Below are 13540 nucleotides of genomic sequence, written 5' to 3'. Positions count from 1 at the left end.
CGTCCTCGTTTGAACTTCCCGCCAGCAACCAAGCTTTAAAAACGACACATGGACAACCGAGCATAATGGAAATACTGATTGAGCTCGTTTTTCGTGCCAGTTTCCTAAGCGTATAGTCAACACACGTTCACATGGCCGACGGTGAGTGGTTCAGCCCGTCGACTGCATCCAGTATTTGCCGTACCCGATCTTTAACGGACATGTCCCCCTCAAGCCTTAAGACGGCACAAGTACGCACAGACAGCCACTCCTGATGCCTGGCCAAGCTCCGTCCAGGGACGCTTCCTTCATCATACTGAGCTGCCCAAGCCAGAAACTCCGGCCTTGCTTGACCGAAGCGCTTTACCTCTCGACGTTCTAATCTTTCCAGCCTGAGTTCAACAGGAAGATAAAGGAACACCACAAGATCAAATTCATTCTCAAGCGGTTGACCCCAGCCCATTACTGATCCGGCAACCACGGCACGACCATGAGAGTGCATTTCTTGTAGCAAGCGCTCTCCTCGCTGCGTTTTGTCTGCCAGATGCTGATATGGCGGGTTACTCGGCAGCCACAAAAATTCATCTGCTTCCAGGTGAGTTGTGCTCAGTTCCTTTGCTAAAGCATCCGCTAAGGTCGAAGTGCCGGTACCTGCCGCGCCTGTGATCAAGATGTAACGTGCAGTCTCTTTTGTCATTTCTCTTTCAGCCACTCTGAAACGAGTTTGCCGTCTCCGATAAATTAACAGTGCCCCACTGATGCGGCAGCAGTCGGGCGATCTCACTCGCCCGCTGCATTGGCAGGCGAGTAAGAACGTCCTTCAGGTACGCATACGGATCATGCCCATTCATGCGTGCAGACTCATGATCGCCGCAGCCCGTTTACCGCTGCGCAGCGAGCCTGCGAAGAGCCAGTTCGACCTACCGAGCGCCCACGGCCTGATCTGGTTCTCCACGGCATTGTTATCGATGGGCACAGCTCCATCATCCAGGTAGCGCGTCAGCGCTACCCAGCGTTTCAAGTCGTAATCCAGTGCCTTCGCCGTGGCCGATCCCTCGGGCACAAGCGCGCGTTGAGCGATCATCCACCAGCGATGGGCACCGCTATTTCTTGGCGTAATCGCCAGCGATCTTCATCGCGCATGTCCTTGGCCTGCCGTTCGACTTCGTACAACCCGCCGATGGAGTGCAGCGCCTGTTCGGCCAACTGGCTTTTGTTCGCCACATGCAGGTCGAAAAACTTGCGCCGGGCATGGGCCATGCAGCCGATTTCGGTGATGCCCTGCTCGAAGCCAGCTTTGTAGCCTGCGAAGTCATCGCACACCAGCTTGCCGTTCCAGATGCCCAGGAAGTTGCGCGCATGCTCGCCTGCACGGCTGGGAGTGAATTCATAAACCACACTTTTGAGCGCCGAAAACGGCGTGGTGCTGTAGGCCCAGACGTAAGCGCGGTGAGTTTTCTTCTCGCCTGGCGCCGGGCTGATCTGCTCGCTGCGCTTGGCAAACTTGTGGCGTTTGAGGATGGCGATCTCGTGAGAGAGCTGCTCGATGACAGTCTTGTCGCGGCGGCTCTCTTGGCCCATGGTGTCGACCTTCGACAGCAACTGCGCAGCGAGCGCGCGCAGTTGATCGGGCGTCATTTGGTCGAGATTGGGCGAGGAAGTCATGCCGTGGATTTTACCAAAGCAGCTCACCTGACACAGCTAGAGGACCCGATTCAGAGCAACGTAATTACGCCGCTAGCGCCAACCCGCAGCCAAGGCAGGCCCAACACCAGCGCTTGAAGTTGTTCGGCGTCGAGTTCAACTTCGAGGCCTCGATGCGTGCCAGGCCAATGGAATTTGCCCTGGTTTAGGCGGCGCGCGGCCAGTCAGATACCCACGCCGTCGTGCACCAGTACTTTCATCCGATTAGCGCGGCGGTTGGCGAGCAGATAAGCGCAGTGCGGCTTCGCCGCACCGAACACCGCGATCACACGGGCAAGGGCCGGTTCGGTACCGGCGCGCATGTCCATGGGCTCGGTGGCGAGCCAGATGGCGTCGATACGGATCATTGGGAGAGGCTGCGGATAAAGCGGGCACAGCCCTCCGGGTCGGAGATGGGCCATTTGACCGTAATGGTTTGGCCGCCCAGCGGCAGTGCGATAACCACCGCCTCATCAGCGTGCCGCTTGGGCATGGGTTGCAGTGGTACAAATGCTGGAAGTGGCGCAACCGCCTTGTCGCGGTACATCGGCAGCCACTTGCGAATAACGTTAGCGTTGATGCCATGGCTGATGGCGACGCTGGAAACTGAGGCTACAGGTTGCAGGCATTCCTGCACGACCTGGGCTTTGAAGGGCTTCGGGTAAGAGCTTCGTTGGCGCATGGAAATCCTGGCGATAAGGGTGATCGCGTCCACTTAAAAATAGACGGACAACATCGCCCTTAATGCTGGAGTTCGGTAGGTGTGTTCACCGGGCGCTTACCCATTTTCTACCCCATCGGTTGGCCTGTGGTAAAGCTGCTCACGCGAGGAAAGTACCCTTCCAAGGGCTCCTGGTTTTCCGAAAGACCGGAATCCGATTGGACAATGGGGATCGGAATTGCCGTTTCGTTGATTGCGATGATGGCCGCATTGGGGCAGTTTGTTATCCCGTAGGTTCGTCTTGATTATCCGAGTCCGCACTGCATAAAAATAAAAGAAAACCCCCAACACGAAGGTCGGGGGTTTTCTTTGGACGGCGGTAATAAACCGCACACTCGCGACACTTTATGTGCCCATGGGGCAACCTTAGAAATCCAGGTTAGAAACCGCCAATGCATTGCTCTCGATGAAATCGCGACGAGGCTCGACCGCATCACCCATCAGGGTGTTGAATATCTGGTCGGCGCCGATTGCGTCTTCGATCGTGACTTTCAGCATGCGGCGCACGCTTGGGTCCATGGTGGTTTCCCAAAGTTGATCCGGGTTCATTTCGCCCAGACCTTTATAGCGCTGGATGGTGTGACGCTTGGTGCTTTCGGCCATCAGCCAGGCGAGGGCGTCCTTGAACTCGCTGACCGGCTTCTTGCGCTCACCACGTTGCACATAGGCACCTTCTTCCAGCAGCGAGCTGATTTGCGCGCCGAGGGCAGTGACGGTCTTGTAGTCGTTGCTGCCGAAGAAGTCGCGGTTGAAGGTGACGTAGTTGGACAGGCCATGCGAGATCAGTTCGACCTCTGGCAGCCACAGGTTACGCTCACGGTCTTCGCGCAGGCTGGCCTTGTAGACCAGACCCGACTTCTCGCTGGTGCGCAGACGCTCATCGAACCTGGCCAGCCAGGCTTGCATGCCGGCATGATCGGACAGTTGATCAAGCGTGACAGGCGGCAGGTAGACGAAGTGTTCGGTCAGTTCTTGAGGATACAAACGCGAGAGGCGCTTGAGGGTCTTCATGACCATGCGGAAATCGTTGACCAGACGCTCCAGCGCTTCGCCGGAGATACCCGGTGCAGACTCGCTCAAGTGCAGGCTGGCATCTTCCAGAGCCGACTGGGTCATGTATTCTTCCATGGCGTCGTCGTCTTTGATGTACTGCTCTTGCTTGCCTTTCTTGACCTTGTACAGCGGTGGCTGAGCGATATAGATGTAACCGCGCTCGACCAGCTCCGGCAACTGACGGAAGAAGAACGTCAGCAGCAGAGTACGAATGTGCGAACCGTCGACGTCAGCATCGGTCATGATGATGATGTTGTGATAACGCAGTTTGTCGATGTTGTACTCTTCGCGGCCGATGCCACAGCCCAGGGCCGTGATCAAGGTGCCCACTTCCTGCGAAGAAATCATCTTGTCGAAACGCGCTTTCTCGACGTTAAGGATCTTGCCCTTGAGCGGCAGGATCGCCTGGGTTTTACGATTACGCCCCTGCTTGGCTGAACCGCCAGCAGAGTCCCCTTCCACGAGGTACAGTTCGGAGAGGGCAGGGTCCTTTTCCTGGCAGTCGGCAAGCTTGCCCGGCAAGCCAGCGATATCCAGTGCGCCCTTGCGGCGAGTCATTTCACGAGCCTTGCGCGCAGCTTCACGGGCACGGGCAGCATCGAGCATCTTGCCAACGACAGCCTTGGCTTCGTTCGGATTTTCCAGCAGGAAGTCAGAGAAGTATTTACCCATCTCCTGTTCGACTGCTGTTTTGACTTCGGACGAAACCAGTTTGTCCTTGGTCTGCGAACTGAATTTCGGGTCCGGAACCTTGACCGAAATGATCGCTGTCAGGCCTTCACGCGCATCATCACCGGTTGTGGCGACCTTGTGCTTCTTGGCCAGACCTTCCTGCTCGATGTAGTTGTTCAGGTTACGGGTCAGCGCCGAACGGAAGCCCACCAGGTGAGTACCGCCATCGCGCTGCGGGATGTTGTTGGTGAAGCACAACAGGTTCTCGTTGAAGCTGTCGTTCCACTGCAAGGCGACTTCGACACCCACGCCATCGTCACGCTGGACGTTGAAGTGGAAGACCTGATTGACCGCAGTCTTGTTGGTGTTCAGGTACTCGACGAATGCGCGCAGACCACCTTCGTACTTGAACAGCTCTTCCTTGCCACTGCGCTCATCCTTGAGGAGGATGCCGACACCGGAGTTCAGGAAAGACAGTTCACGAATCCGCTTGGCCAGGATGTCCCAGCTGAAGTGGATGTTCTTGAAGGTTTCAGCAGAAGGTTTGAAATGGATCTGCGTACCAGTGGTATCGCTCTCACCGACGATTTTCATGGGTTCCTGTGGAACACCGTGAACGTAGGTTTGCTCCCAGATCTTGCCGCTGCGACGTACCGTCAGGAGCAGGACTTCCGAAAGGGCGTTAACCACAGAAACACCTACACCGTGCAGACCGCCAGATACCTTGTAGGAGTTGTCATCGAATTTACCGCCGGCGTGGAGCACGGTCATGATGACCTCTGCCGCCGAAACGCCTTCTTCTTTATGCACGTCTACCGGAATACCGCGGCCATTGTCGCGGACGGTGATCGATTCGTCTGGATGGATGATGATGCTGATGTCGTCGCAATGACCAGCCAAGGCTTCGTCGATCGAGTTATCAACCACCTCGAACACCATGTGGTGCAGACCGCTGCCATCGTCTGTATCACCGATGTACATTCCGGGACGCTTGCGTACGGCATCAAGTCCTTTCAGCACTTTAATGCTGGACGAGTCGTACGTTTGATTTTCGCTCATGCAATCACTCCCGATGGTCGTGGGTCTGGGTGATACGGCCCTGTTCCACGTGGAACAAAGCAACTGGCGTTTCCGTCTGCCAGCCTTCCCTCAAAAATTCTTGATCTACACAGGTGATAAAAACCTGGCAGCGTAATTCTTCCAGCAAGCGACAAAGTGCGCGGCGGTGGTTGTCGTCCAGTTCGGAAGGCAAGTCATCCACCAGATAAATACATTGGCCGCGGCGAGCCTGGCTAACCAGATGCCCTTGAGCAATACGCAATGCACACACCACCAACTTTTGCTGGCCGCGGGACAATATATCCGCCGCGTTGTGTGCGCCTAATCTAAGGCGCAAATCAGCTCGTTGTGGTCCGGCCTGTGTATGACCCATTTGTTGATCACGGTGCAAGGATGAAGCGAGCACTGTGCTCAGCTCTTTTTCCTTATCCCAGCCTCGGTAGTAGCTCAGGGTCAAACCTTCAAGCTCAACAAGTTCGCTCAAGGTTTGTTCAAAGACGGGTTTCAAGGCCTTGATGTAGGTGCGACGAAACTCATCGATTTCATCACTGGCCAGGCACAACTCTCGGTCCCATGCCGCTTGCGAAGCGGCGTCAAGTGTACCATGCCGCAGCCATGAGTTCCGCTGCCGCAAGGCCTTCTGCAGGCGCTGCCAAGTGGCCATGAAGCGAGGTTCCACGTGGAACACTCCCCAATCGAGAAACTGCCGGCGTATTTTCGGCGCGCCTTCGAGCAAGCGAAAACTGTCAGGGTTGATCAATTGCAGCGGCAGTATCTCGGCCAACTGGGCGGCGCTTCGCGCATTCTGCCCATCAATCCGAATCTGGAACTCGCCTTGTCGGTCGCGGGAGATCCCAAGATTGCTTTGACCGCTCTCAGCCAGTTGCACCTGCCCAAACACCGTACATGCGGGTTGCTCGTACTGAATGACCGGGAGGAGACGACTGCTGCGAAACGAACGGGCAATGCCCAACAGGTGGATAGCTTCCAGCACGCTGGTTTTGCCACTGCCATTGGCGCCGTAAAGAATGTTGATACGCGGGGAGGGGGAGAAGGTCACCGGGTGCAGATTGCGCACCCCAGTGACCGAGATGCGGCTAAGAGACATCTAGATAGCGCTGAACATGAGGTTACAGACGCATCGGCATGACAACGTAGGCAGAATCATCATTATCCGATTCCTGTACCAGAGCACTGCTGTTGGAGTCCGACAGAATCAAGCGAACCTGTTCTGTGGTCATCACACCCAGTACATCAAGCAGATAACTTACGTTGAAACCGATTTCCAGGGAGTCACCGCTGTACTCAACGCTGATCTCTTCTTCTGCCTCTTCCTGTTCAGGGTTGTTCGCCTGAATCTTCAGTTGACCGCTGGCCAGTTGCAGACGAATGCCGCGGTACTTTTCGTTGGACAGAATTGCAGTACGGCTGAAGGCTTCGCGCAATGCCTGACGATCACCCAATACCAGCTTGTCACCGCCTTTAGGCAGGACGCGCTCGTAGTCCGGGAACTTGCCGTCCACGAGTTTGGAGGTGAAGGTGAATTCGCCAGTGGTCGCCCGAATGTGGTGCTGCCCCAAAACGATTTTGACAATGCCGTCCTGCTCGGTGAGCAGACGCGCCATCTCCAGAATACCCTTGCGCGGCACGATCACCTGATGGCGGTCGGCTTGTTCGATCTGTGCCGTCATCGAGCACATGGCCAGACGGTGACCGTCGGTAGCCACCGCACGCAGCACACCGGCGCTGACTTCAAGCAACATGCCGTTGAGGTAGTAACGGACATCCTGCTGGGCCATGGCAAAGCTGGTGCGCTCGATCAGGCGGCGCAGCTTGCTTTGCACCAGATCAAACGTCAGCGAGCCCGGGCCTTCCTCGACAGTCGGGAAGTCGTTGGCTGGCAACGTGGATAAGGTGAAGCGGCTACGGCCAGCCTTGACCACCAGCTTGGAGTCATCGACCTTGATGTCGATCAGCGCATCGTTCGGCAGGCTTTTGCAGATATCCATCAGCTTGCGCGCCGGGACAGTAATTTCCCCGGGCTCGGCAGGCTCTTCAAGCTGGACACGACCCACCAGCTCGACTTCCAGGTCAGTACCTGTCAGCGACAGTTGCTGGCCTTCGACGACCATGAGCACATTGGATAGCACCGGCAGGGTCTGACGGCGTTCAACCACGCCGGCGACCAATTGCAGGGGTTTCAACAGGGCTTCGCGTTGAATGGTGAAATGCATGGTCTAGTCCCTTGCCTTAATAAGCTGCACTGGCGTCATCATGTAGTCAGAGTCCGCAGCAGGTTCTTGTAGTCCTCGCGGATATCCGCGTCGGATTCCTTGAGTTCGTTGATCTTGCGGCACGCATGCAGAACGGTCGTGTGATCGCGACCACCGAATACATCACCGATTTCCGGCAGGCTGTGGTTGGTCAGTTCCTTGGAGAGAGCCATGGCCACCTGACGTGGACGGGCAACGGATCGGGAACGACGCTTCGACAGCAGATCGGAGATCTTGATCTTGTAGTACTCGGCGACAGTGCGCTGAATGTTATCCACACTCACCAGCTTGTCCTGCAGCGCCAGCAAATCTTTCAGCGACTCACGGATCAGTTCGATCGTGATATCGCGGCCCATGAAGTGCGAGTGAGCGATGACACGCTTGAGCGCGCCTTCAAGTTCACGGACGTTGGAGCGGATGCGCTGCGCAATGAAGAACGCAGCATCATGCGGTAATTCGACCTTGGCCTGGTCGGCCTTCTTCATCAGGATCGCGACGCGGGTTTCCAACTCCGGAGGTTCGACGGCCACCGTCAGGCCCCAGCCGAACCGCGACTTCAGTCGCTCTTCCAGGCCTTCGATTTCCTTGGGGTAGCGGTCACTGGTGAGAATGACCTGCTGCCCACCTTCAAGCAATGCGTTGAAGGTGTGGAAAAACTCTTCCTGCGAACGCTCTTTACGAGCGAAGAATTGAATATCGTCGATCAGCAAGGCATCGACCGAACGATAGAAGCGCTTGAATTCGTTGATTGCGTTCAGTTGCAGCGCCTTGACCATGTCGGCCACAAAGCGCTCCGAATGCAGATAGACCACCTTCGCATTGGGATTCTTCTTGAGCAGGTGGTTACCCACAGCATGCATCAAGTGAGTCTTACCCAGGCCAACACCACCATAAAGGAACAGCGGGTTGTAACCATGCTTGGGATTGTCTGCCACCTGCCACGCCGCAGCACGGGCCAGCTGGTTGGATTTACCCTCGACGAAGTTTTCAAAGGTAAAGGTGCGGTTCAGATAGCTGGTGTGCTTGAGCGCGCCTTCGACCTGGACAGTGCGCTGCTCGGCACGCGCCGGCGCCTGCTGCGAACTGGCACCCGCCATCGGATCAAAACTGTCACGCGAAGGTTCGTCGTGAGTCGGGGTAGCGACTGTAGCCGGTGCGGGGGTCGCAGCAGCCACCGCTGGAGCGGCAACAGGTGTGGAAACGCTGCTGACCGAGTTGGCCGACAGTGCCTGTGAAGCTGCAGCAGCCAGCGGAGCATTGGGGGCCGCCCGCGGAGCAGAACTGCGCTTGCTTCCTATTAATAAGGAAAGCGCAGGCGCCATGCCCTGACCGTGCTCGCCCAGAAGCTCAAGCAGACGACTCAGGTACTTTTCGTTTACCCAATCGAGAACGAAACGGTTTGGCGCATACACACGCAACTCGTCGCCTTCGGCTTCGACCTGTAGCGGACGGATCCAGGTGTTGAATTGCTGGGCAGGCAGCTCATCGCGCAAAAGCTCCACGCACTGCTGCCAAAGTTCCACTGACACGGATATCCCCTAAGTCGAAAGCCGGTAAGGCAAAAACATCCGCCATTGTAACGATCAGACGCAGACTTATCCACATGTAGGTTGCTCACTGATAGCCAGAAAACCGGGTTTTATTCGTAAAAAACTCGACAAACGGTATGTCAATAAGCCCTGTGGATAACCGGCCTTCAGCTCGTTGCATAAGTGGGAGCAAAAGTCTGTGGATAACGCGCCTGTGGATAAACTGCCATTCCATACACAGCTTTTCCGAGGTTGCAGCACAGGCAAAGCACCGCTTCTCGACAACCTTATGATCGTCTGTACACATTGATTCAAAAGGGCTTGAGTAGGTTATCCACAGATAATGGCGTTCCTAGTCTTTATAATCACTACAAAGAAGCTTTAAATAGTCCCTCTTTATATTTCTATAACTGAAATCCCGCCATACGCCTCCAGGTCGGACAAGAACGGTGTAATGACCTGTAAGGAAGTAAATAAAGGAAAAGCTGGTTGGAAATTGACCTGCACGCTTGCTTTCTCTAGAATCCCCGGTCTCTTAAAACGGGGGCCATTCCGGCCCGTAGTGGACGAACCAGGTAACACGCCATGAAACGTACTTTCCAACCCAGCACAATCAAGCGCGCCCGCACCCACGGTTTCCGTGCCCGTATGGCCACCAAGAACGGCCGTGCAGTCCTGTCGCGTCGTCGCGCCAAAGGCCGTAAGCGTCTGGCAGTTTGATAAATCGGCACTGGAGGTGAGTCGAGACTTCAGTCGGGAAAAGCGTTTGCTGACTCCCCGGCACTTCAAGGCAGTCTTTGACTCCCCTACCGGCAAGGTTCCGGGGAAAAATCTCCTGCTCCTTGCGCGCAACAACGACCTTGATCATCCCCGTCTGGGGCTGGTGATAGGTAAAAAGAGCGTAAAGCTCTCCGTTGAGCGAAACCGCTTGAAACGCCTCATGCGCGAATCATTTCGCCAACACCAGGATAATCTGGTCGGTTGGGATATCGTGATCGTCGCGCGGAAAGGCCTGGGTGACATAGAAAACCCAGAGTTGATTCAGCATTTCGGCAAGCTCTGGAAACGTCTGGCGCGTAGCCGACCCACTCCAGAAGAAAAAACCGAAACTGCAGAGGTAGACAGTCCAGATGCGTAAACTGGCCCTCGTTCCGATCCAGTTTTACCGCTACGCCATTAGCCCTCTGATGGCCAGCCACTGTCGTTTCTACCCCAGTTGTTCCTGCTATGCGTATGAAGCCATCGATAATCATGGCCTTCTACGCGGCGGCTGGCTGACACTTCGTCGTTTGGGCCGCTGTCATCCGTGGAATCCCGGTGGTTATGACCCGGTTCCACCTGTCCCCACCTCCCGTTCTTCTTCGATGGCCGAGTAATCATGGATATTAAACGCACGATCCTGATCGTCGCCCTGGCAATCGTGACCTACGTCGGGGTTCTGAAATGGAACCAAGACTACGGCCAGGCTGCCATGCCGACCCAGAATGTTGCCGCCAGCACCACCGCACCGGCTATACCGGATACGGCTGCTGGTACGAATGGTTCTGCAAATGCCGATGTTCCAAGTCCGACCGCGAATAATGTCGCAGCTCCTTTGGAAACACCGGTTGCACCCAGCAAAGACCTTATCCAGGTCAAGACTGACGTGCTCGATCTGGCGATCGATCCGGTAGGTGGTGACGTCGTTCAACTTCGTCTGCCGCTGTATCCACGTCGTCAGGATCGTCCGGATGTTCCGTTTCAGCTGTTCGATAACGGCAGCGAACGTACCTTTCTGGCACAAAGTGGCCTGACCGGTACCAACGGACCAGACGCTCGTGCTGCCGGTCGTCCGGTTTATTCGGTCGCACAGAAGACTTATCAACTGGGCACTGACCAGAATGAGATGGTCGTCGAGCTGAAATTCGCTGACAACGGCGTCAATTACATCAAGCGCTTCACCTTCAAGCGCGGTTTGTACGATGTGGTTGTCACCTATGTTGTGGATAACCAGAGCGCTCAGCCTTGGGCGGGCAATCTGTTTGCACAATTGAAGCGTGATGCCAGCTCCGATCCGTCTTCGACCACTGCCACAGGCACTGCAACCTACCTGGGTGCTGCATTGTGGACAGCTGCCGAGCCGTACAAGAAAGTGTCGATGAAAGATATCGACAAGGCCCCGCTGAAAGAAACAGTACAAGGTGGCTGGGTTGCATGGCTTCAGCACTATTTCGTGACTGCCTGGATTCCGGGCAGTGGCGACAGCAATGCTGTTCAGACCCGTAAAGACAGCCAGGGCAACTACATCATTGGTTTCACAGGCCCGACACTGGCTGTTGCAGCCGGTGCCAAAGGCGAAACCAGTGCCACGTTGTATGCCGGTCCGAAAAGCCAGGCGGTTCTCAAAGAGTTATCCCCAGGTCTGGAACTGACTGTCGACTACGGAATTCTGTGGTTCATCGCCCAGCCTATCTTCTGGCTGCTGCAACATATCCACGCCATTGTGGGTAACTGGGGCTGGTCGATTATCTTCCTGACCATGCTGATCAAGGCACTGTTCTTCCCTCTGTCGGCCGCCAGCTACAAATCCATGGCCCGCATGCGTGCCGTGGCTCCAAAGCTGACAGCACTGAAAGAGCAGTTTGGCGATGATCGCCAGAAAATGTCCCAGGCGATGATGGAGCTGTACAAGAAGGAAAAGATCAACCCGTTGGGTGGATGCTTGCCGATTCTTGTGCAGATGCCGGTTTTCCTTTCGCTGTACTGGGTACTCCTGGAAAGCGTGGAAATGCGTCAGGCTCCATGGATTCTGTGGATAACCGACCTGTCGATCAAGGACCCGTTCTTTATCCTGCCGATCATCATGGGCGCGACCATGTTCATCCAGCAGCGCCTGAACCCGACTCCGCCGGATCCGATGCAGGCCAAGGTCATGAAAATGATGCCAATCATCTTCACGTTCTTCTTCCTGTGGTTCCCTGCCGGTCTGGTTCTGTACTGGGTTGTAAACAACACCCTGTCGATCGCACAGCAGGCATACATCACTCGCAAGGTCGAAGCAGCTACCAACAAAGCCGCTGCTTGATCTAACCTGTGAACAAGTTTTACAAAGCGCCCCCTCGTGGGGCGTTTTGCTATCCGTCATTTGTCCAGGAGCCGGACCATGAATGTCCCTCGTGAAACCATCGCCGCTATCGCCACCGCTCAAGGACGCGGTGGAGTTGGCATCGTGCGTATATCCGGGCCGTTGGCGAGCAAGGCTGCCCAAGCGATTATTGGCCGTACGCCCAAACCCCGGTTTGCGCACTATGGTCCTTTCGAGGATGAGTCGGGCCAGGTCATCGATGAAGGTATTGCGCTTTATTTTCCGGGCCCGAACTCCTTTACCGGCGAAGACGTCCTGGAACTTCAAGGCCACGGCGGCCCTGTAGTCCTCGATATGCTGCTGCAGCGTTGCCTGCAACTCGGTAGCCGTCTGGCGCGGCCGGGCGAATTCAGCGAGCGGGCGTTCCTCAACGACAAGCTTGATCTTGCACAGGCCGAGGCCATCGCGGATCTGATCGAAGCCAGTTCTGCACAGGCAGCCCGCAATGCCCTGCGCTCGTTACAGGGCGTTTTTTCCCAGCGTGTGGATAACCTGACCGAAAAGCTGATCAACCTGCGGATCTATGTCGAAGCCGCTATCGACTTTCCGGAAGAAGAAATCGACTTCCTCGCCGATGGCCATGTGTTGAGCATGCTCGATGAAGTACGTAACGAGTTATCCACAGTGCTGCGCGAAGCCGGGCAGGGCGCCTTGCTGCGCGACGGTATGACGGTAGTGATTGCCGGCAGGCCCAATGCCGGCAAATCCAGCCTGCTGAATGCCCTGGCAGGCCGAGAAGCGGCGATCGTCACTGAGATTGCCGGCACAACCCGGGATGTCCTGCGCGAACATATCCACATAGACGGCATGCCGTTGCACGTTGTGGATACTGCTGGCCTGCGCGATACCGACGACCAGGTAGAAATAATCGGCGTACAACGGGCGCTCAAGGCCATTGGCGAGGCTGACCGGATCCTGCTGGTGGTCGACGCTACGGCGCCGGAAGCCACCGATCCTTTTGCGCTATGGCCTGAATTCCTGGAGCAACGTCCTGATGCTGCAAAGGTCACGCTGATCCGTAACAAGGCAGACCTCAGCGGCGATCTCATTGGCCTGGAAACCAGCGCTGATGGCCATGTCAGCATCAACCTCAGCGCCAAATCCGGCGGAGAAGGGCTGGAGCTGCTGCGTGAGCACCTGAAAGCCTGCATGGGCTACGAGCAGACTTCGGAAAGCAGCTTCAGCGCACGCAGGCGTCATCTCGAAGCCTTGCGCCATGCCAGTGATTCTCTGGAACATGGCCGGGCTCAACTGACGCTGGCTGGAGCGGGAGAGCTATTGGCTGAAGATCTGCGCCAGGCCCAGCAGGCACTGGGAGAAATTACCGGTGCCTTCAGCTCGGACGATTTGCTTGGCAGGATCTTCTCGAGCTTCTGCATCGGCAAATAATAGAGGGCGTTACAGCGCCCTGCAGTTTCCTATACACAGCCCGTTGCAACGACGGGCT

General features: G+C 56.1%; 11 protein-coding genes and 2 pseudogenes. 5 read left to right on the top strand and 8 right to left on the bottom strand.

Annotated elements, in window-relative coordinates; genetic code table 11:
* Nucleotides 1-127 precede the first annotated feature (127 nt).
* From ALQ04_RS07840 to dnaA, 8 genes and pseudogenes are all read right to left on the bottom strand, one after another.
* A complete protein-coding gene (locus tag ALQ04_RS07840) occupies nucleotides 128-676 on the bottom strand; it encodes an AAA family ATPase (RefSeq protein ID WP_122315182.1) in 549 nt (182 codons plus the stop codon).
* Nucleotides 677-683: 7 nt separating this feature from the next.
* Nucleotides 684-1644: pseudogene (gene tnpC, locus ALQ04_RS07835) on the bottom strand (IS66 family transposase).
* Between the two features lie 50 nt (nucleotides 1645-1694).
* Nucleotides 1695-2030 (bottom strand): annotated as a pseudogene (gene tnpB / locus ALQ04_RS27200) (IS66 family insertion sequence element accessory protein TnpB).
* The gene (gene tnpA / locus ALQ04_RS07820; protein ID WP_122315181.1) at nucleotides 2027-2344 is read right to left on the bottom strand and encodes an IS66-like element accessory protein TnpA; all 318 of its coding nucleotides are present in this window, start codon (nucleotides 2342-2344) and stop codon (nucleotides 2027-2029) included. The pseudogene tnpB and the gene tnpA overlap by 4 nt, the downstream one beginning before the upstream one ends.
* 405 nt (nucleotides 2345-2749) lie before the next feature.
* Nucleotides 2750-5167, bottom strand: coding sequence for a DNA topoisomerase (ATP-hydrolyzing) subunit B (gyrB, locus tag ALQ04_RS07810; RefSeq protein WP_122315179.1), 2418 nt, complete (start codon nucleotides 5165-5167; stop codon nucleotides 2750-2752).
* 4 nt (nucleotides 5168-5171) lie between these two features.
* On the bottom strand, nucleotides 5172-6275 hold the full coding sequence (gene recF, locus ALQ04_RS07805) for a DNA replication/repair protein RecF (RefSeq protein ID WP_122315178.1): 1104 nt from the start codon (nucleotides 6273-6275) through the stop codon (nucleotides 5172-5174).
* 22 nt (nucleotides 6276-6297) lie between these two features.
* Nucleotides 6298-7401 (bottom strand): DNA polymerase III subunit beta, encoded by a 1104-nt coding sequence (gene dnaN / locus ALQ04_RS07800; RefSeq protein WP_122315177.1) that lies wholly within the window; start codon nucleotides 7399-7401, stop codon nucleotides 6298-6300.
* A 38-nt stretch (nucleotides 7402-7439) separates the two neighbouring features.
* Nucleotides 7440-8969: a chromosomal replication initiator protein DnaA gene (gene dnaA, locus ALQ04_RS07795; protein WP_122315176.1), complete on the bottom strand. Its 1530-nt coding sequence runs from the start codon at nucleotides 8967-8969 to the stop codon at nucleotides 7440-7442.
* A 585-nt stretch (nucleotides 8970-9554) separates the two neighbouring features.
* On the opposite strand from dnaA, the gene rpmH reads away from it, so the two are divergent.
* The 5 genes from rpmH to mnmE all read left to right on the top strand — a co-directional run bounded on the left by rpmH (nucleotide 9555) and on the right by mnmE (nucleotide 13482).
* Nucleotides 9555-9689: a 50S ribosomal protein L34 gene (rpmH, locus tag ALQ04_RS07790; RefSeq protein ID WP_002551315.1), complete on the top strand. Its 135-nt coding sequence runs from the start codon at nucleotides 9555-9557 to the stop codon at nucleotides 9687-9689.
* Between the two features lie 16 nt (nucleotides 9690-9705).
* Nucleotides 9706-10107: a ribonuclease P protein component gene (rnpA, locus tag ALQ04_RS07785; RefSeq protein WP_221033393.1), complete on the top strand. Its 402-nt coding sequence runs from the start codon at nucleotides 9706-9708 to the stop codon at nucleotides 10105-10107.
* Entirely contained in the window at nucleotides 10100-10345 is a 246-nt protein-coding gene (yidD, locus tag ALQ04_RS07780) for a membrane protein insertion efficiency factor YidD (protein WP_038399718.1), read from the top strand. The genes rnpA and yidD overlap by 8 nt, the downstream gene beginning before the upstream one ends.
* Before the next feature lie 2 nt (nucleotides 10346-10347).
* Complete coding sequence (gene yidC / locus ALQ04_RS07775; protein ID WP_122315174.1) at nucleotides 10348-12033, top strand: membrane protein insertase YidC; 1686 nt, start codon at nucleotides 10348-10350, stop codon at nucleotides 12031-12033.
* Nucleotides 12034-12111: 78 nt separating this feature from the next.
* A complete protein-coding gene (gene mnmE, locus ALQ04_RS07770; RefSeq protein ID WP_122315173.1) occupies nucleotides 12112-13482 on the top strand; it encodes a tRNA uridine-5-carboxymethylaminomethyl(34) synthesis GTPase MnmE in 1371 nt (456 codons plus the stop codon).
* Nucleotides 13483-13540 lie beyond the last annotated feature (58 nt).

The organism is Pseudomonas cichorii, from assembly GCF_003700275.1.
Classification (GTDB): Bacteria; Pseudomonadota; Gammaproteobacteria; order Pseudomonadales; family Pseudomonadaceae; genus Aquipseudomonas; species Aquipseudomonas cichorii_B.
The sequence above is the reverse complement of the archived record's forward strand: the minus strand, read 5'-3'. Positions and strand labels throughout refer to the sequence as shown.

Excerpts from the sequence above, each read along its gene's own strand:
- ALQ04_RS07840 (WP_122315182.1), bottom strand. The coding sequence starts at position 676 with ATGACAAAAGAGACTGCACGTTACATCTTGATCACAGGCGCGGCAGGT.
- tnpA (WP_122315181.1), bottom strand. The coding sequence starts at position 2,344 with ATGCGCCAACGAAGCTCTTACCCGAAGCCCTTCAAAGCCCAGGTCGTG.
- gyrB (WP_122315179.1), bottom strand. The coding sequence starts at position 5,167 with ATGAGCGAAAATCAAACGTACGACTCGTCCAGCATTAAAGTGCTGAAA.
- recF (WP_122315178.1), bottom strand. The coding sequence starts at position 6,275 with ATGTCTCTTAGCCGCATCTCGGTCACTGGGGTGCGCAATCTGCACCCG.
- dnaN (WP_122315177.1), bottom strand. The coding sequence starts at position 7,401 with ATGCATTTCACCATTCAACGCGAAGCCCTGTTGAAACCCCTGCAATTG.
- rpmH (WP_002551315.1), top strand. The coding sequence starts at position 9,555 with ATGAAACGTACTTTCCAACCCAGCACAATCAAGCGCGCCCGCACCCAC.
- yidD (WP_038399718.1), top strand. The coding sequence starts at position 10,100 with ATGCGTAAACTGGCCCTCGTTCCGATCCAGTTTTACCGCTACGCCATT.
- yidC (WP_122315174.1), top strand. The coding sequence starts at position 10,348 with ATGGATATTAAACGCACGATCCTGATCGTCGCCCTGGCAATCGTGACC.
- mnmE (WP_122315173.1), top strand. The coding sequence starts at position 12,112 with ATGAATGTCCCTCGTGAAACCATCGCCGCTATCGCCACCGCTCAAGGA.